Source organism: Streptomyces sp. NPDC042346 (assembly GCF_055581845.1).
Window position 1 is genome coordinate 646,970 of record NZ_JBVJEH010000001.1, and the last position, 17,292, is coordinate 664,261.

The following is a 17,292-nucleotide window of genomic DNA, read 5'->3' on the forward strand; positions in this document are numbered from 1 at the left end:
GGGGAATCAACGGCTGGTTGACCGTTCTGGAAGTGAGCACCGTGGCGGTTCAAGAGGCGAGACAGTACGGCGGACACGCGACGGCCTGCGCCGGCTGCGCCCACTGCGGGAAGGCCGGCCACCGGCGCGCGGTCGCCGCCTTCCTCGCCCGGCGGGACGAGCTGGCCGCCGGGCACGGCGTCCCCGCGGCCGTCGCCCACTCGCCGGTCGCCGCCCGCCAGTGGGTCTCCGACGAACTGGCCCAGTCGGCCCGCGCCGTCGCCGTGCGCGGCCGCGAGGCCGGGGTGGCCTGGCTCGACCGGGTACGCAGCGGGGGCATCGGCGCCGTCTGGGGCGCCGTCCTCGCCCTGCTGCTCGGCCAGGCCCTCACCGCGATCGGCAGCGGCTGGACCGGGGCCCGCACGGCCGGGCTGTGCACCGCCCTCGTTTTTGCCGTCCTCCTCAGTGTCGCCGCGCACGCCCACCGGGCGCGCGGCGGTCTCCTCGCCCCGCTGATCGGCGAGGACAACCGGCTCTCCACCACCCGGGCCGTCGCCACCGCCTGGCTCCTCCTCCTCGGCTTCACCCTCCTCTTCCTGGCCTTCCGGTCGCCGGGCCCGGCCGCCTTCGGCCTGTCCCGGGGCGCCGGCCTGCTCACCGTCTTCGCCCTCGTGTCGGCGGTCACCGTCACCGCCCGCCTCGTCGTCTCCGTCCGGATCGCGGCGCGCCGCCTCCAGAAGGTCCGCGCCGACCGCCCGCGCGCCGCCGACCTGCTCTGCGACGACAGCGGCCGGGCCAGCCTCGCCGACGTCCAGTACCTCCTCGTCTCCTGCGCCGTCCTGGCCCTGACGGCCGTCGGCCTCGCCCGCGACCCCGGCCGGCTCCCCGAGGTGCCCTGGTCGCTCGTGCTGCTCCTCGCCGTCTCGGCGGCCTGGCACCTCGCCGCGAAGTGCACCGAGGGCGTCCGCCCCACGATCCACTCCGTCGTCCGCTCCCGGGAGGCGGGCGACCTCGACGCCCCGATCCGTACGGGCGACGACATCGAGATCCGCGGCTGCGGCTTCGTCCCGCCGGGCGCCGCCGCCCCCGACCCGCTGACCCGGCTGGTCGTGCGCATCGGCGCCGTCCACGCCCACGTCCCCCTGGTCCCGGTCCCCGGCGGCTTCGCCAACCCGACGGACGCGGCCCTCACCGTCCCCCTCCCGGCGGACGTGGAGCCGGGCCGGGTGGAGGTCTCGGTCGTGACGGCGGCGGGCGTCGAGACCAATCGGGTCACGATCGACGTCGTCGACTGAGCGTCCGGCCCCCTCCACGTATCCCCAAGGCGCGGGTCCGAGGAGAATCGTTCCGCGAACAGTCGTACGGGGCGTGGAGAGGTGACCGACGATGGCGGGACAAGCGGACCGGACGAACGGCACGAGCGGCGAACCGGGCGGCCCCGGCGGGACCGACGGAACCGGCCACCGTGCGGACCGGAAGGCGCGCCTCGCCCGGTGGGAGGCCACATTCGCCCCGTGGAAGGCCGTCGCCTCCCGCTACGCCCTCCTTCCGCTGCGGCTCTTCCTCGGGATCACGTTCGTCTACGCCGGGCTCGACAAGCTCACCGACTCCGCCTTCTTCGCCGCCGAGGGCAGCGGGTCCATCGGCGAGACGATGCGCGCGGTGCGGGACAGCTCGGCCATCCCCGGCCTGGTCGACCTCGCCCTCAAGAACCCCGCCGGCTTCGGGTACGCCATCGCCTTCGGAGAGCTCGCCGTCGGGATCGGGACCCTGCTCGGTCTCTACGCCCGCGTGGCGGCGCTCGGCGGCGCGCTGATCTCCCTGAGCCTCTGGCTGACCGTGAGCTGGCAGGTGAACCCGTACTACCTCGGCAACGACCTCGCCTATCTGATGGCCTGGCTCCCGCTGCTGCTGGCCGGGGCGTCCGAGCTGTCGGCGGACAGGTTCCTCGCCGATCGACGGCGCCGTATTCGATAGGCGACCCAGGTCGCGAGGGCGGCCGTGCCCAGGCCGCCGCAGAGCACCGGGATCACCGTGTACCACGGGGTCGTCCAGGCCCCGGCGAGGTCGCCCGCGTAGACGGCGGCCAGAGCGAGGGCCGTGAGGCCGACGAGCAGCCTGCCGGGGCGGAACTCATGAAGCAGCACGGGTGACCTCCACCTGTCCGATTCCGACCTCGAGCGAGAGGTCCAGCGTGCCTGCCGGGACGGTCCCGGCCGGCGGGGCGATCGTGCGGGTCTCGACCCGGTCCGGGGCGATGTCGATGTCGTCCGCGGGCTGTCCGGGAAGCTGCACGTCGCCGAGCCCCACCTCGGCGTGGAGCTTCACGACCACGTCCTTCGGGACGACCACCTTGAGCTGCCCCGCGCCGACCTCGGCCTGGGTGGCGACGGTCGTGCCCGCGGGGACCGGGAGCGCCGACAGGTCGAGCAGACCCACGCCGCTGCCCAGCTCGTAGCGGGGCTGCACCGCGGCGACGGAGGCCGGCTTCCACGTCTCGCGGACCCAGTCCGTGGTGATCCCGTCGGGCAGGGCGACCGCCCCGGCGAGCAGGCAGGCCGTGATCACGGTGTGGACGATCGTCCCGAAGCCGGTGCGGCCGAGGAAGCTGCTGACGACCAGGCCCAGGCCGAACACCGCGAGGGCGGCCACGAGGCCCGTCGCCAGACTCCTGCCCAGCGGCTCGGACTCCCAGGTGAGCGCGGTGCCGACGACGGCCGCGAGCAGTGCGAGCAGATGGACGAGACCGGCAATGGAGAGCGGACTCCGCCGGATGGACGGTATCGGCCGGTCGGCGCGGGAGGGATCAGGCCCCCACTGGCTGCCGGGCTTCGGCACCTCGCCGTCGACCTTGCCGTCCTTGTCGACGATGCCGTGCGGTCCCCACAGGTAGCCGAGCGCCACCGGGCCCGTCGATCCGTCCTTCACGATCGGGTCCTTCCACCAGGACTGGTGCACGAAGCGGGGCGGGGCCTTGGTCTCGGGGGGTGCCTCCGCGACCATGGCGGCGGCCGCCGCCTCGATCCGGGTCTCCTCGCCCACGCCCCTCGCCCGCCGTGACCAGACGGCCGCTCCGCACACGGCGAGCGACAGCAGCATCGTGAATCCCAGCATCGAGCCGCTGCGCAGCATCGACAGGAAGACCCCGCAGCCGATCAGCGCCGTGAACACGGCCGCCAGGCAGGCGCCGGAGACCCGGCCGGTCAGCAGTCTGCGTCCTTCGTTCTCGTCCTCGCCCGCGAGCGGGACGAGCAGCCACGCGAAGCCGTAGAAGATCAGGCCGACGCCGCCCGTCACGGACAGCACGCCGACCGTGATCCGGAAGATCACCGGGTCGAGGTCGAAGTGCCGGCCGAGGCCGGCGCAGACCCCGCCCACGACCTTGCCGCTCCGCGAGCGCTGCAGAGGCAGCGAGGCATCGGCCTCCGCCGGCGGCGGGGCCTCGTGGGTCGAAGGCTTCGAACTCGTCATGCGTCCATGGTGACGGCCCGTGACCCGCCGCGGCACCGGGATCGACCCTGGCCCGACCCTGATATTCGGAGGGGCGTCGCCCCTGAGTCGTTACCAGGGACGATCTCAGGGCCGACCCTGATGTCCGGGGCGGGCCGAACGTGTGACGATCGGTGCATGTCCGCAGCCGCTCGTGTCACCGAGACCGACGAACCACCCGTGCGCAGGCTCTACCGGAGCGCCGACGGGCGGTGGCTCGGCGGTGTCGCACGCGGCCTCGCGGGACACCTCGGACTGCCGGTCGTCTGGGTGCGCGCGCTGTTCGTGGTGCTCTTCCTCACGGACGGCCTCGGCGTCCTGCTCTACGCGGTCTTCTGGATAGTCGTTCCGCTCGGCGTCGGCGGCCGGGCAGCACCCCGCCCCGTTTTCGAGACCACCCCGGACGGCCGCCGCAGACTGCGCAAGCCCGACCGCGGACAGGTCTTCGCCCTGATCGCGCTCGTGATCGGCGGCGCGGCCCTCGTAGGGAACGTCAATGTCGACAACGAGTCCGGACGGTACGTCTGGCCCGTCCTCCTCATAGGCGTCGGTGTCGTCCTCGTCTGGCGCCAGGCGGACAACGCCCGTCGGGCCAGCTGGACCGATGCCGGAAAGCGCAGACGCACCCTCCAGCTCGTCCGCGGACTCGTCGGTGTCGCCCTGGTCGGTACGGGCCTCGCGGTCTTCCTGGTGGTCCGGGGCTCCGTCGCCCAGCTCGGGACGGCGCTCACCGCCTCCGTCGCGGTCCTCACCGGGATAGCCCTGCTCGCCGGCCCCTGGCTGGTCCGGATGTCGCAGGACCTCACGGAGGAGCGGACCATGCGCATCCGCGCGCAGGAGCGCGCCGAGGTCGCGGCCCACGTCCACGACTCGGTGCTCCACACCCTCACACTGATCCAGCGCAACGCCGACGACGCGGGGGAGGTGCGCCGGCTCGCCCGCGCGCAGGAGCGGGAGCTGCGGAACTGGCTCTACAAGCCCGAGGGAACCGGCAGGGACGAGGAGGAGCCCTCGACCCTCGCGGAGGCGGTGAAGAAGGCCGCGGCCGAGGTCGAGGACAAGCACGGAGTCCCGCTGGAGGTGGTCGTCGTCGGCGACTGCCCGCTCGACGACAAACTGACCGCACAGATGCAGGCCGCGCGCGAGGCGATGGTGAACGCCGCCAAGTACGGTGGCGAGGGCGGGGCGGTGCAGGTGTACGCCGAGGTCGAGGGCCGCACGGTCTTCGTCTCGGTGCGGGACCGGGGTCCGGGCTTCGACCTGGACGCGGTGCCCGAGGACCGGATGGGCGTACGGGAGTCGATCATCGGTCGTATGCAGCGCAACGGCGGTTCGGCCCGGCTGCGGTCCGTGCCGGGCGGGGGCACCGAAGTGGAGCTTGAGATGGAGAGGGCGGACGGATGAGCGACGAGACCGGGGCAGCGACCGGGGCCGATGCGGGGGCGGCGGAGCCGGGGACGGAACGCCGGGTGCGGGTCGTGCTCGTCGACGACCACCGCATGTTCCGCACGGGAGTGCAGGCGGAGATCGGCCGGACCGAGATCACCGGGGTCGAGGTGGTCGGCGAGGCCGCCGACGTCGACCAGGCGGTCACGGTCATCACCGCGACCCGACCCGAGGTCGTCCTCCTCGACGTGCACCTGCCGGGAGGCGGCGGCGTCGAGGTGCTGCGCCGCTGCGCGAACCTGATGGCGGCCGCCGAGGACCCGGTCCGCTTCCTGGCCCTGTCCGTCTCGGACGCGGCCGAGGACGTGATCGGGGTGATCCGGGGCGGCGCCCGCGGCTACGTCACGAAGACGATCACCGGCACCGACCTGGTCGATTCGATCTTCCGTGTCCAGGAGGGCGACGCCGTCTTCTCCCCCCGACTGGCCGGCTTCGTCCTCGACGCCTTCGCCTCGACGGACGCGCCGCCGGTCGACGAGGACATGGACCGGCTCACGCAGCGGGAGCGGGAGGTGCTGCGGCTGATCGCCCGCGGCTACGCGTACAAGGAGATCGCCAAGCAGCTCTACATCTCGGTGAAGACGGTCGAGTCGCACGTCTCGGCGGTGCTGCGGAAGCTCCAGCTCTCCAACCGCCACGAGCTGACCCGCTGGGCCACCGCCCGCCGCCTGGTCTGAGCTCACGCCACCGAGCTCACGCCACCGGGCTCACCCGACCCGGGTCGCTCCGGCGAAGGGCATCTCGTCGATCGGGGCGATCCGCACCGGGGCGCCGGGGCGGGGGGCGTGGATCATCCGGCCGCCGCCGATGTAGAGACCGACGTGGCTGATCCCCGAGTAGAAGAAGATCAGGTCACCGGGGGCGAGCTGGGAGCGGGAGACGCGCTGCCCGGCGTTGATCTGGGTGTACGTCGTGCGCGGCAGGGAGACGCCGGCCGCGCGCCAGGCCGCCTGGGTCAGCCCGGAGCAGTCGTACGCGGACGGCCCCGTCGCCCCCCACACGTACGGCTTGCCGAGCTGGGCGTGGGCGAAGGAGACGGCCTCGGCGGCCCGGGTGTTCGGGGCGGTCACGGGACCGCGCTCGCCGCCCGAGGAGCGATCGGCGCGCACCGAAGGCGAGACGCCCGTTCCGGCGGCCGCCCCGGTCGTGCCCGTGCCCCCGTTCGTGCCGCTGGTCGTTCCCGTGGCTTCCGGGGCGCGGGCGCTGTCCCGGGCCGCGACGGCGGCGTCGTACCGGGCGCGCTCCTCCGCGGTCAGCCGGGCGAGCAGGGTCCGGGCCGCCTCCAGCTTGCCGACGACGGCCGCCTTCTGGCGCCGCAGTTCCTCCTCGTGCCCGCGCAGCGTGGTGAGCCGGCCCGCGGCCTCGCCGCGCAGCTGCCGGAGCGCGCCGAGCTCGCGCCGTACGGCGGTGACGGCCGCCGCCTGCCGGTCCCCGGCCTTCTCCGCGAGCGCGGCCCGCTCCAGGTACTCGTCGGGATCGGAGGAGAGGGCGAGCTGCACGGCGGGGTCGAGACCGCCGGAGCGGTACTGCGCGGCGGCCATGGCCCCGAGTCCGTCCCGCGCGGTGTTGAGCCGCTCGGTCCTGCGGGCGGCCTCGTCGCGCAGCCGGTCGAAGGCCGCGCGGGACGCGTCGGCCTGCTCCTTCGCCCCGTTGTACTTCTCCGTCGCGACCTCGGCCTCCTGGTAGAGCCGGTCGACCTTCGCCTTGACCTGGGCGGTGGTGAGTCGCGGGTCCGCGTGCCCGGACCCCTCGAAGAGCGTGGCGGTCGCCGCGGAGGCGAGGGCGAGGGTGGCGGCGGTGCGGACCGCCTGGCCGCCGAGCGGGGACTGCCTGGGTTTTCGGTGCGCTGCCACGAGGGCGGGTCACATCCTCTTCCCTGCGGGGGAACGGTGCCCGCCGGGCCGACGGCGGGCCGCACAGGGGAGACGGACCGCCGCCGGGTCTTCCTGGCGGGGATGGCCGGCAGCCGCCGGGTGACCGGCGGTGGTGGGAGCCGGCCACCTGCTGGAGGACGCTAAACGCCGGGGTCACGCCCCGGCAGTGACTTGACCGCTATTGGCGTCAGGTGACGGACATGGACCGAACTTTTCCGTCCGGGGTGACGGGCCGGGGGACATTGCGGCAGACGACCGACCGAAGCGCCGGAGTGAGTGGACCCGGCCGGCGAGCGGTGCTAGGGCCCCGGTTAGGCTCCGCCCATGGACGTACTCATCAATGTCTTCGTCGCCCTGCACATCATCGGTATCGCCTCCCTCCTGGGCGGATTCCTCACCCAGATGAAGGCGATGGGCGCCGGTACGGCCCGCTTCACCCCCGCGATGCTGCACGGTGCGCTGGTCATGCTGATCACGGGCGTCGCGCTCGTCGGCCTCAACCAGGCAGACGACCAGCCCGTGAACAACCTCAAGATCGGCATCAAGCTGGCGGTGCTCGTCGTCGTCCTCGGCCTGGTCTACGTCAAGCGGGACGAGGAGAAGGTCGACAAGGGCCTCTTCGCCGCCGTCGGCGCCCTGACCACGGCGAACATCTTCATCGCGACCCTCTGGACGTGACCCGTCCAGGGGGCGCGCGACGCGTTCCCGGACGCGTTCCCGGGGGAGCGTGACGAAGGCCGTCCCCAAGGCGGACCCGGATGTCGGTGGGGCGTCCTAGACTCGTGAGGCGATGAGCAGCCTCTTTGACGACAGCTTCCTGGCCGGCCTCCAGAACCACTCCTCGGCGGAGGCCCCGCCCCCGCCCGAGGACGACGAGCACGGCGCCCCGACCCCGGACGAGGTCCCGCACGACCTCTTCGGGGAGCACTTCGACGCGCCCCCGCCCCGCGACGCGTACTACCGCGACGGCGCGGCGCGCCCCGTCGTGGATCCCGCCGCGCTCCTGGACGGGCTGAACGAACAGCAGCGCGCCGCCGTCGTCCACACCGACACCCCGCTGCTCATCGTCGCCGGAGCCGGCTCCGGAAAGACCCGGGTGCTCACCCACCGCATCGCCCACCTCCTGGGCACGCGGCACGTCCACCCCGGCCAGATACTGGCGATCACCTTCACCAACAAGGCCGCCGGCGAGATGAAGGAGCGCGTCGAGCAGCTCGTCGGCCCGCGCGCCAACGCCATGTGGGTCATGACCTTCCACAGCGCGTGCGTCCGCATCCTGCGCCGCGAGTCGAAGCGGCTCGGCTTCACCTCCTCCTTCTCGATCTACGACGCCGCCGACTCCAAGCGGCTGATGTCCCTGGTCTGCCGCGACCTGGACCTCGACCCGAAGAAGTTCCCGCCGAAGTCGTTCAGCGCCAAGATCTCGAACCTCAAGAACGAGCTGATCGACGAGGAGAGCTTCGCCGACCAGGCCGTCGACGGCTTCGAGAAGACGCTCGCCGAGGCGTACCGGATGTACCAGGCGCGGCTGCGCGAGGCCAACGCCCTGGACTTCGACGACATCATCATGACGACGGTCCACCTGCTCCAGGCGTTCCCCGACGTCGCCGAGCACTACCGCCGCCGCTTCCGCCACGTCCTCGTCGACGAGTACCAGGACACCAACCACGCCCAGTACACCCTCGTACGGGAGCTCGTCGGCACCGGCTACGAGGACCTCGGCCCGGCCGAGCTGTGCGTCGTCGGCGACGCCGACCAGTCGATCTACGCCTTCCGCGGCGCGACCATCCGCAACATCCTCCAGTTCGAGGAGGACTACCCGGACGCGACGACGATCCTCCTGGAGCAGAACTACCGCTCCACGCAGACGATCCTCTCCGCGGCCAACGCCGTCATCGAGCGCAACGAGTCCCGCCGCCCCAAGAACCTCTGGACGAACGCGGGCGCGGGCGCGCAGATCACCGGCTACGTCGCCGACACCGAGCACGACGAGGCGCAGTTCGTCGCCGACGAGATCGACCGGCTCACGGACACCGGCGAGGCCAAGGCCGGCGACGTCGCCGTCTTCTACCGCACCAACGCCCAGTCCCGCGTCTTCGAAGAGATCTTCATCCGCGTCGGACTGCCCTACAAGGTCGTCGGCGGCGTGCGCTTCTACGAGCGCAAGGAGGTCCGGGACGTCCTCGCGTACCTCCGCGTCCTCGCCAACCCCGAGGACAACGTCCCGCTGCGCCGCATCCTCAACGTGCCCAAGCGGGGCATCGGCGACCGCGCCGAGGCGATGATCGACGCCCTCTCCCTCCGCGAGAAGATCACCTTCCCGCAGGCCCTCAAGCGGGTCGACGAGGCGTACGGCATGGCCGCGCGTTCGGCGAACGCCGTGAAGCGGTTCAACGCGCTGATGGACGAGCTGCGCACCGTCGTCGAGTCCGGCGCCGGCCCCGCCGTCGTCCTGGAGGCCGTCCTGGAGCGCACGGGCTACCTGGCCGAGCTCCAGGCCTCGACCGACCCGCAGGACGAGACCCGGATCGAGAACCTCCAGGAACTCGCCGCCGTCGCCCTCGAATTCGAGCAGGAGCGCGGCGAGGAGCCCGCGACCCTCGCCGAGTTCCTGGAGAAGGTCGCCCTCGTCGCCGACTCCGACCAGATCCCGGACGAGGACGAGGAGGGCCGGGGCGTCATCACGCTGATGACGCTGCACACCGCCAAGGGCCTGGAGTTCCCGGTCGTGTTCCTCACGGGCATGGAGGACGGCGTCTTCCCGCACATGCGCGCCCTCGGGCAGGCGAAGGAGCTGGAGGAGGAGCGGCGCCTCGCGTACGTCGGCATCACGCGCGCCCGCGAGCGCCTCTACCTCACCCGTTCGTCGATGCGCAGCGCCTGGGGCCAGCCCTCGTACAACCCGGCTTCGCGCTTCCTGGAGGAGATCCCGCCCGCGTACCTGGAGTGGAAGCGGACCGGTCCGATGGCGAAGCCCGCCGGGCCGACCTCGGGCATCATCTCCTCGCTCTCCTCGTCCCGTTCGCGTTCCGGCCCCTCGGGCTTCGCCACGCGGCGCGCCGGTGAGAAGCCGGTGATCTCCCTCCAGATCGGCGACCGCGTCACGCACGACCAGTTCGGTCTGGGCACGGTGACCGCGGTGACGGGAGTCGGCGCGGACGCCCAGGCGACGATCGACTTCGGCGACGAGAAGCCGAAGCGGCTGCTCCTGCGGTACGCGCCGGTCGAGAAGCTGTAGCGCGTGCGTACGCGAGAGGGCCCCGGCTTCGGCCGGGGCCCTCTCGCGTACGGCGGGTGAAGGTCAGCTGGTCGGGTCGAGACCGTGGCTGCGCAGCCAGGCCAGCGGGTCGATGGCGTAGCCGCCGCCCGGCCGGACCTCGAAGTGGAGGTGCGGGCCGGTGGAGTTGCCGGTGTCGCCGGAGTACGCGATGACGTCGCCGGCCTTGACCTGGCCGTAGCGGATCTTGGCGCTGCTGAGGTGGCAGTACCAGGTCTCGGTGCCGTCGGGGGCGGTCACGATCACCATGTTGCCGTAGGCGCTGTTCAGCTGGGTGCGGACGGTGCCGTCCGTGGCGGCCATCACGGGCGTGCCGGTCTGGACGGGGAAGTCGATGCCGGTGTGCACGGACATCCAGTTGACGCCGGACTGGCCGAAGCGCGCGCTGAGGCGGTGGAGTTCCACCGGCAGCATGTACTTGGGGCGCAGCGCCTCCTTGCGGGCCGCTTCCTCCTCGCGCTTCTTCTTGTCGGCCGCCTGGCGGGCCTTGAGGTCGATGCGCTCCTGGGTGCGGCTCGCGCGGTCGCCGAAGTCGCGGGCGTCCTCGCTGAGCGCGGCGAGCTGGGTGTCCAGCGCGCTGTTGGCGGCGACCTGCTTGACGGAGCCGGGGTCGGCCGCGGCGAGGGCGGTGGTGTTGTCCTTCGTGCCGCCGTCGGTGGTGGGGTTGGTGAGCCCGCCGACGGAGGCGGCGGCGATGCCGGCGACGCCCATGACGCAGGCGGAGGGGACGGCGACGGTCAGCAGGGCGGACCGTTTGGCGGGCGTACGACGGCGGCCGCGGCTGCTGCCCGAACCGCGGCGCACGGGGCGGCCCGCGAGCGGGGTCTCCGTACGGAGCTCGGCGGCGGGCTCGTCGGTGTACTCGGTGTACTCGGTGTATTCGGCGTACTCGGCGGGTTCGTCGGCAGGCTCGGCGGCGTACTCGGCGGGGGTGAAGTCCTCGGCGGCGTCGAAGGCGGCGTCGCGGGCCGTGTCGTGGGCCGTGTCGGCGTGGACGGTGACGTCGCCGACGTCCACGAGGTCGTCGGCGTAGGCGTACTCGGCCTGCGCCGCCGGCTCGGCGAAGTCGAACGCGAACTCGGCGGTGTGTTCCGGCTGGGGGGTGTACTGCTGCGGGACGAGCGGCTCGGCCTCCGGGGCCGCCTGGTTCCAGGCGGTCGCGTCGTAGGCGCCGGTCTCGGTCGCGAAGGCGGGGGCCGCCCACTGGCCGGTGGCGTCGTAGGCCTCGTACCCGTACGCGCCCTGGGCGGCGTACGCGCCGGAGTGGACGGTCTCGTACTGGCCGGTCTGCTGGGCGTCGGTCCAGGCGGAGGCGTCCCACTGCCCGGTGGTGTCGTACTGCTGGCCACCGGTGTCGTATGCCGTGTGAGGGGTGGTGCTGCCGTACGTGTCGGCTGCCTGCCACTGGCTCGTGGTGTCCCACTGGCCGGTCGTGTCGTACTGCTGCTGACCCGTGGTGTCGTACTGGCCGGTCATCCCGTACTGGCCGAAATCCCACTGGCCGCTGTGGTCGGCCTGACCCGCGGGGTAGGCGCCGAACAGCGGGTCGACGGCGAAGCTGCCTGTGGTGTGGGCGTCGTCTCCGACGTACCCGGCGTGGGGTTGCTGGTCGTTCACCAACGTCTCTCTCGCCTCGGCAGCAGGACCATTCCGGGGCGGGCCCCATGAGGGGTGTCCCGGGGGAAGCAGTGGCGCGACTGTACCCGGCGGTATGCGCAGCCGACAATCTTCGGAGGGGTTTGGTCCCGCAGGAAACGGGCAATCGGCCGTCTTTCGCCAGCTCAGGGAGAGAGCTTTGGCCTTGTGTTCGAGGAACGTTCGAAGAACGGGGTCTGGCGAGCAGACGTCAGGCGACGGAAGCGGCGCCCGGCTCCCCTTCGTGAGCGCCCCGAGCGCCCCGGGCAACCGGAGCGACCGGTCCGCCGGCGTCCAGGGCGTCGAGGACCCCGGCCGCCACCGTCGGATGGACGGGCAGCGCGAGATGACCGATACCGCTGACGCGGACGTTGTGCACGTCGAGATCGGGGTGGTCGAGGCGCGCGGTCTCGACCGGCACCATCACCTGGTCGAGGTCGCTCCAGAAACTCACGAACCGGGTCCGGCAGCCGGGCGCCGGGCCGGCCAGCTCCCGCAGTACCGCCGAACCGGGGCGCATCTGCCGCACCAGCGGATGCGCGTCGGCGAGCGGGGCCACGGTGGTGCCGGAGTGCGGGGTGCCGAGCATGACCAGGGTGCGCACCCGGGTGTCACCGCCCAGGCGCTGTACGTAATAGCGGGCGATGAGCCCGCCCAGGCTGTGCCCGACGATGTCGACCTCGGCGTGTCCCGTGCGGGCGCGGATCTCCTCCACCCGCCGCCCGAGCAGCTCGGCGGCGCTCCGCAGGTCGCACGTGAGCGGCGAGTAGTTCACCGACTCGACGCAGTCACGGCCGTGCCGGGTGAGCGCGCGGCGCAGCAGGACGAAGACGGAGCGGTTGTCGACGAAGCCGTGCAGGAGGACGACCGGGCGCAGGCCGGAGGCGATCGTCGCTTCGGGGCCGGTGGGCGGGCCGGTGGAGGGGCCGGTGGACGGGTCGGTGGCGCGCGCGGTGGGGGAGAGGCGCTCGGCCGCGATCCCGGAGGGATAGAGGACGAGATGCCCGGTGAGGATCGCGAGCTCCAGGGCAGTGGCCTTCATCAGGGCGGTGACCTTGGAGAGCTCCATCGCCGACCTCCCGAGCGGCACGCGGGGCCGGACGATACGGCGGTACGCCGTACACCCGCGCCGCACGGACGGCGGCGCGGAGGTACGGCGACCTCGTCGCGGCTCCCCTGCGACCGGGCCCCGCTTGCGGCTGGTGGGCCCAGGAGGAGGGCCCGAAGCGGGGAACGGCGCAGAGCGAACATGTCCCACGTGTGATTTCCCCCTCGCTCGCCACCGTGAAACGGCCGGTTGCGGGATGCTGGCGATAACGTTCGTTCACCTCCCCGGCAATCAAGCGCGGGGGTCGCATGTGGAGGCAGTGATGGGTGTGACCGGTCCGATCCGCGTGGTGGTCGCCAAGCCGGGTCTCGACGGCCACGATCGCGGGGCCAAGGTGATCGCGCGGGCACTGCGCGATGCCGGTATGGAGGTCATCTACACCGGTCTCCACCAGACGCCCGAGCAGATCGTCGACACCGCGATCCAGGAGGACGCCGACGCGATCGGTCTCTCCATCCTCTCGGGCGCGCACAACACGCTCTTCGTGAAGGTCCTGGAGCTGCTGAAGGACCGTGACGCGGAGGACATCAAGGTCTTCGGCGGCGGCATCATCCCGGACGCGGACATCGCGCCGCTGAAGGAGAAGGGCGTGGCGGAGATCTTCACGCCGGGCGCGACGACCGCGTCCATCGTCGACTGGGTGAACGCGAACGTCCGCGTGGCGGCCTGACCGCTTCTCGCACCCGCTTGCCAGGGCCCTCCCTTCGGGGAGGGCCCTTCGGCATATCGGCCTGTCGCTGTCAGCTGTTGGCCGTCGGCCGTCAGCCGTCGGTGCCGGGCTCGGTGAGCTCGGCGCGCATCGCCGCGCGGAGCCGGAGCGTGGAGACCAGGCGCTGGAAGGCCTCGGACCAGTAGCCGCCCGCGCCGGGGGCGGTGTCCTCCTCCTCTTCGGGAAGGGCCGTCAGGGAGTCCAGCTGCCGCGCCGCCTCCGGGGCGAGGCAACGCTCCGCGAGGCCCATCACCCCGCTGAAGCTCCACGGGTAACTGCCCGCGTCCCGCGCGATGTCGAGCGCGTCGATCACCGCGGCGCCCAGCGGCTCGGCCCACGGCACGGCGCAGACGCCGAGCAGCTGGAACGCCTCCGACAGGCCGTGCGCGGCGACGAAGGCGGCGACCCAGCGCGCCCGTTCGTCCGCCGGGAGCGTCGCCAGGAGCTGTGCCCGCTCGGCCAGGGACGAGGTTCCGGGGCCCGTCGCGGGCGGGATCGCGGGGGCGCCGAGCAGCGCGCGCGACCAGGACGCGTCCCGCTGCCGTACGGCCGCCCGGCACCAGGCGGCGTGCAGTTCGCCCTGCCAGTCGTCGGCGACGGGCAGCGCCACGATCTCCTCCGGGGTCCGGCCGCCGAACCGGGCGGGCCAGCAGGAGAGGGGCGCCGCCTCGACGAGCTGGCCCAGCCACCAGGAACGCTCGCCCCGCCCCGCCGGCGGGGTCGCCACGACACCGTCCCCCTGCATCGCCGTGTCGCACTCGTGCGGGGCCTCGACGGAGATCGTGGGCGACTCCGCCGTCCGGTCGAGGCCGACGCAGGTGGCGGCCCGGCCGGCCATCCGGCCCGCGAACGCCGAGGCGGGCAGGGCGGAGAGCAGCTCGGCGGCGGTGGCGCGGACGTTGCGACTGCGGTCGGCGAGGGCCGCCTCCAGGAACTCCTCGTCCGCGTCGGAGAGTCCGGCCCGCAGCGAGTCCAGGAACATCAGCCGGTCCTCCGCCCGCTCCGCGGACCAGGTGGACGCGAGGAGGGCGAGCCCGGCCGCCGGGTCCTCGGTCCGTACGGCCGCGAGCAGCGCGACCCGCTCGGCGAACAGGCCCTCGTCCCACAACACCCTGATGCCCTCGGTGTCCCCGGGGGCCGGCAGGCGGCGGGCCGCGCCCGTGCCCCGTAGCGCGAACCGCCACTCGGGGTTGAGGCCGGCCAGCCACAGGCCGCGCGGTCCGGCGAGCCGGAGGGCCTGGGGCCGCAGATCGGTGCGGGCCCTGGCCGCGTCGAGAAGGGCGGGCAGGGTGGCCGGCGGCGCCTTGTATCCGCGCTCGTTGGCGAGGGTCAGCCACTGGGGCAGCAGTTCGGCGAGGTCGGGAGCGGCCCCGCGCCTCCCGGCGGCGGGCGACGGCGCGGCCCGCCCGGCGAGGAGCTGGTCGAGCCGCCGCCGGGCCGCCTCGGGCAGCGGCCGGCGCGGGTCCTCCGGTGCGGGGTCGAGCGGGGGCGCGGCGGGCCCGGGGCGAAGCCCCGCCCTGCGTCGTACGGTGTGCAGCGCGGCGGTGTCGAGCAGCGCGCCCGCCATGGCCGCGCCCGCCGTGCCCGATCCGGGCGTGCCTGAGCCCGCCGTGCCCGCGCCCGGCGTGCCCGCCGTGCCTGAGCCCGGCGCTCCGGTGAGGACCGTGGGCGGCCGTCGGTCCGTGCCGAGCAGCGCGGAGGTGACGAGCTCCTCCCAGACGCGAGCGCCGTCGTCACCGTCACCGTCGGACCCCGCGGCGTACGGGACGGGTGAGGCCGGTGTGGTCGCGCGCGTGTTCATCGGGGTCCTCCGTGTGGTCCGGGGAGGTGGTGGGCCGTCATATGAGGGGGACCGTCTCGGCCGGGGCCTCCGGTGACCAGGCGGCGAGCGGGGTGAATCCCCGGTGGCCGCACTCCCCGAAGACGGTCAAGGGGGCGCCGCCGGAGAGGGCGACGAGGCGCCAGAGTCCGGGCCGGTTCTGCGCGGCGGGCGTCAGCGGCAGGGCCTCGCGGCCGTCCGCGTCGGCGAGCTGCCAGCCGTACTCCGCCCGCGCCGGGACGACCTGGCGCAGCGTCACGGGCCAGGAGTCCAGCCACGGGTCCTCGTGCAGTGCCCGTCCGTACGCGCCGAGGGCCTCGCCCACCGGTCCGCCCGGGGGCGGGGTGACGGGGGCGCCGACCGGGACGAAGTGCTCGCCCGGCTCCGCGCGCAGCCGCCCGGCGCCCGCGTGCGGGGTCAGCTCGCCGTCGAGGAGCGCGCCCACGGGAAGCGCCAGGCCGGGGGCCCGGCCGGCCGCGCCGAAGGAGAGGAGGAGCGCCGTCCGTCCGGTCGAGGTGCCGTAGAGCCAGACGCGCCGGGTGGTCAGCCGGGCGTCGGCCGTGTCGTACTGCGCGAGGACGAGCCAGTGGTCGCGCACCGGGACGCCGTCGGCCGGGGCGGTGAGGCCGACCCGGGTCCGCACGGTCGTGGCGAAGTCGGCGGGGAGCCGGTCGGCGGCGAGCCAGGCCCGGTCGAGGAGGTGGGTCAGCGCGCACTCCTCCAGGAGCCGCACGGGCCAGCCGGGGCCCGAGCCCGGTATCGCGCCCAGCTCCCGGACCCGGCCCGCGAGCCCGGGCGCCTGGGCGTCGACCATGCGGGCCGCGGTCTCCTCCCACAGTCCGTACCCGGCCTGCTCGGCCGTGGCCAGGCCGCCGCGCAGCAGATCGGCGAGCCGCTGCTCCAACTCCTGCGCGCCCGCGGTGATCCGCGCCGCCCTGCGCTCGGCCCTGCGGCGCGCCGCCTCGGGATCCGCCGTGGTCCCGGCGGCGCCGGCCCCGGCCGGCCGGGGCGCGCTCGCGGCACGCTCCCGGCGCTTCGCGAGCCACGGTCCCGCCCACTCCGGCGGGGTGCCCTCCGCCACCGCCGCCGCGTCGGACGCCTGGAGCAGCAGCAGTCCCAGGGCGTGCTTGCAGGGGAGCTTCCGGCTGGGGCAACCGCACAGGTACGCGGGCTCCGTGAGGTCGACGGCCGTCTCGTACGACCGGCCGCCGCTGCCCCCGCACAGGCCCCAGACGGCCCCTTCGCCCCGGCCCGTGCCCGACCACGACCCGGCCGTGCCCAGACTGCTCCCCGCTCTGCGTGAGGCGTCGTCAGGAGCCAGTGCCAGCACCTGATCAGCCGTCCAGCGCACCCCCATGGCATTCATGTCACCGACCGTAGACGCCGCCACTGACAACGCCCCTGGCCTCGGAAAAGGGATTTGACTTTACTCTTTCTTTACGATTCTCTGCGCGTACCGAAGATCAGCACCACATGTCCAGGGGGACCCCCTCATGAAGCGCACCGTCCGTACCGCCGCCTCGGCCCTCGCCGTCGCCGGGCTCGCCCTCGGCCTCGGGGCCTGCTCGGAGGCCGCGGAGAAGGCCGTCGACCAGGTCGACAAGGCCGTCACCGAGGCCTACGAGGTCACGTACGAGGTCAGCGGCAAGAGCATCGAGTCCATCGACTTCCACGCCGGCGACGGCAGCGCCGTGGCGCCGAAGGTCGAGTCGGAGAAGAAGCCCACCACGCCGTGGAAGAAGACGGTGAAGCTGCACGGCATCATGCCGCCGGCCGTCATGCCGATCTCGCTCGACCCCGCGAGCCTCACCTGCAAGGTCGTCTACCAGGGCAAGGTCATCAAGGAGTCCAAGGGCGAGCAGGCGATGGCGGGCGGCTGCGTCGCCGTCTCCCCGATCGTGGGCTGACCCACCCTCGGCCCACCACCGACCCACCCTCGGAACACCACTGACACAC

General features: G+C 73.4%; 14 protein-coding genes. 8 read left to right on the forward strand and 6 right to left on the reverse strand.

Translation table 11 applies throughout. From position 1 onward, the window contains the following. Positions 1 to 41: 41 nt before the first annotated feature. The gene (locus tag ACZ6K0_RS03180) at positions 42 to 1,274 is read left to right on the forward strand and encodes a hypothetical protein (protein ID WP_376412805.1); all 1,233 of its coding nucleotides are present in this window, start codon (positions 42 to 44) and stop codon (positions 1,272 to 1,274) included. Positions 1,275 to 1,365: 91 nt separating this feature from the next. Next, positions 1,366 to 1,956 (forward strand): DoxX family protein, encoded by a 591-nt coding sequence (locus ACZ6K0_RS03185; RefSeq protein ID WP_376412704.1) that lies wholly within the window; start codon positions 1,366 to 1,368, stop codon positions 1,954 to 1,956. A gap of 156 nt (positions 1,957 to 2,112) precedes the next feature. Here ACZ6K0_RS03185 and ACZ6K0_RS03190 read toward each other — a convergent pair whose 3' ends face one another. After that, on the reverse strand, positions 2,113 to 3,450 hold the full coding sequence (locus tag ACZ6K0_RS03190; protein ID WP_469229486.1) for a PspC domain-containing protein: 1,338 nt from the start codon (positions 3,448 to 3,450) through the stop codon (positions 2,113 to 2,115). 156 nt (positions 3,451 to 3,606) lie between these two features. On the opposite strand from ACZ6K0_RS03190, the gene ACZ6K0_RS03195 reads away from it, so the two are divergent. Continuing rightward, a complete protein-coding gene (locus ACZ6K0_RS03195; RefSeq protein WP_376412698.1) occupies positions 3,607 to 4,872 on the forward strand; it encodes a PspC domain-containing protein in 1,266 nt (421 codons plus the stop codon). Next, positions 4,869 to 5,591, forward strand: a complete 723-nt coding sequence (locus ACZ6K0_RS03200; protein WP_376412694.1) for a LuxR C-terminal-related transcriptional regulator — start codon at positions 4,869 to 4,871, stop codon at positions 5,589 to 5,591. The genes ACZ6K0_RS03195 and ACZ6K0_RS03200 overlap by 4 nt, the downstream gene beginning before the upstream one ends. A 30-nt stretch (positions 5,592 to 5,621) precedes the next feature. Here ACZ6K0_RS03200 and ACZ6K0_RS03205 read toward each other — a convergent pair whose 3' ends face one another. Next, positions 5,622 to 6,767 carry a C40 family peptidase gene (locus tag ACZ6K0_RS03205; protein WP_469229489.1) on the reverse strand — a complete coding sequence of 382 codons (1,146 nt, stop codon included), beginning with the start codon at positions 6,765 to 6,767 and terminating at the stop codon, positions 5,622 to 5,624. 345 nt (positions 6,768 to 7,112) lie between these two features. On the opposite strand from ACZ6K0_RS03205, the gene ACZ6K0_RS03210 reads away from it, so the two are divergent. Both ACZ6K0_RS03210 and pcrA read left to right on the forward strand, forming a co-directional pair. Further along, positions 7,113 to 7,466, forward strand: a complete 354-nt coding sequence (locus ACZ6K0_RS03210; RefSeq protein ID WP_376412688.1) for a hypothetical protein — start codon at positions 7,113 to 7,115, stop codon at positions 7,464 to 7,466. 112 nt (positions 7,467 to 7,578) lie between these two features. After that, a complete protein-coding gene (gene pcrA / locus ACZ6K0_RS03215; protein WP_376413567.1) occupies positions 7,579 to 10,026 on the forward strand; it encodes a DNA helicase PcrA in 2,448 nt (815 codons plus the stop codon). A gap of 63 nt (positions 10,027 to 10,089) precedes the next feature. On the opposite strand, the gene ACZ6K0_RS03220 is transcribed toward pcrA, so the two are convergent. Both ACZ6K0_RS03220 and ACZ6K0_RS03225 read right to left on the reverse strand, forming a co-directional pair. Beyond that, complete coding sequence (locus ACZ6K0_RS03220; protein ID WP_469229491.1) at positions 10,090 to 11,682, reverse strand: M23 family metallopeptidase; 1,593 nt, start codon at positions 11,680 to 11,682, stop codon at positions 10,090 to 10,092. A 229-nt stretch (positions 11,683 to 11,911) separates the two neighbouring features. After that, positions 11,912 to 12,769, reverse strand: coding sequence for an esterase/lipase family protein (locus tag ACZ6K0_RS03225; RefSeq protein ID WP_469229493.1), 858 nt, complete (start codon positions 12,767 to 12,769; stop codon positions 11,912 to 11,914). Positions 12,770 to 13,070: 301 nt separating this feature from the next. Here ACZ6K0_RS03225 and ACZ6K0_RS03230 point away from each other — a divergent pair, with 301 nt between their 5' ends. Next, positions 13,071 to 13,478 (forward strand): cobalamin B12-binding domain-containing protein, encoded by a 408-nt coding sequence (locus ACZ6K0_RS03230; protein ID WP_024758053.1) that lies wholly within the window; start codon positions 13,071 to 13,073, stop codon positions 13,476 to 13,478. Positions 13,479 to 13,569: 91 nt separating this feature from the next. Here ACZ6K0_RS03230 and ACZ6K0_RS03235 read toward each other — a convergent pair whose 3' ends face one another. After that, positions 13,570 to 15,318, reverse strand: coding sequence for a DUF5691 domain-containing protein (locus ACZ6K0_RS03235; RefSeq protein ID WP_469229494.1), 1,749 nt, complete (start codon positions 15,316 to 15,318; stop codon positions 13,570 to 13,572). A gap of 37 nt (positions 15,319 to 15,355) precedes the next feature. Continuing rightward, positions 15,356 to 16,702, reverse strand: a complete 1,347-nt coding sequence (locus tag ACZ6K0_RS03240) for an SWIM zinc finger family protein (protein WP_469229496.1) — start codon at positions 16,700 to 16,702, stop codon at positions 15,356 to 15,358. A gap of 127 nt (positions 16,703 to 16,829) precedes the next feature. Here ACZ6K0_RS03240 and ACZ6K0_RS03245 point away from each other — a divergent pair, with 127 nt between their 5' ends. Then, positions 16,830 to 17,243, forward strand: a complete 414-nt coding sequence (locus tag ACZ6K0_RS03245; protein ID WP_376413558.1) for a hypothetical protein — start codon at positions 16,830 to 16,832, stop codon at positions 17,241 to 17,243. Positions 17,244 to 17,292: the final 49 nt, after the last annotated feature.

Excerpts from the sequence above, each read along its gene's own strand:
- ACZ6K0_RS03195 (WP_376412698.1), top strand. The coding sequence starts at position 3,607 with ATGTCCGCAGCCGCTCGTGTCACCGAGACCGACGAACCACCCGTGCGC.
- ACZ6K0_RS03200 (WP_376412694.1), top strand. The coding sequence starts at position 4,869 with ATGAGCGACGAGACCGGGGCAGCGACCGGGGCCGATGCGGGGGCGGCG.
- pcrA (WP_376413567.1), top strand. The coding sequence starts at position 7,579 with ATGAGCAGCCTCTTTGACGACAGCTTCCTGGCCGGCCTCCAGAACCAC.
- ACZ6K0_RS03185 (WP_376412704.1), top strand. The coding sequence starts at position 1,366 with ATGGCGGGACAAGCGGACCGGACGAACGGCACGAGCGGCGAACCGGGC.
- ACZ6K0_RS03235 (WP_469229494.1), bottom strand. The coding sequence starts at position 15,318 with ATGAACACGCGCGCGACCACACCGGCCTCACCCGTCCCGTACGCCGCG.
- ACZ6K0_RS03240 (WP_469229496.1), bottom strand. The coding sequence starts at position 16,702 with ATGAATGCCATGGGGGTGCGCTGGACGGCTGATCAGGTGCTGGCACTG.
- ACZ6K0_RS03230 (WP_024758053.1), top strand. The coding sequence starts at position 13,071 with ATGGGTGTGACCGGTCCGATCCGCGTGGTGGTCGCCAAGCCGGGTCTC.
- ACZ6K0_RS03210 (WP_376412688.1), top strand. The coding sequence starts at position 7,113 with ATGGACGTACTCATCAATGTCTTCGTCGCCCTGCACATCATCGGTATC.
- ACZ6K0_RS03225 (WP_469229493.1), bottom strand. The coding sequence starts at position 12,769 with ATGGAGCTCTCCAAGGTCACCGCCCTGATGAAGGCCACTGCCCTGGAG.
- ACZ6K0_RS03190 (WP_469229486.1), bottom strand. The coding sequence starts at position 3,450 with ATGACGAGTTCGAAGCCTTCGACCCACGAGGCCCCGCCGCCGGCGGAG.
- ACZ6K0_RS03245 (WP_376413558.1), top strand. The coding sequence starts at position 16,830 with ATGAAGCGCACCGTCCGTACCGCCGCCTCGGCCCTCGCCGTCGCCGGG.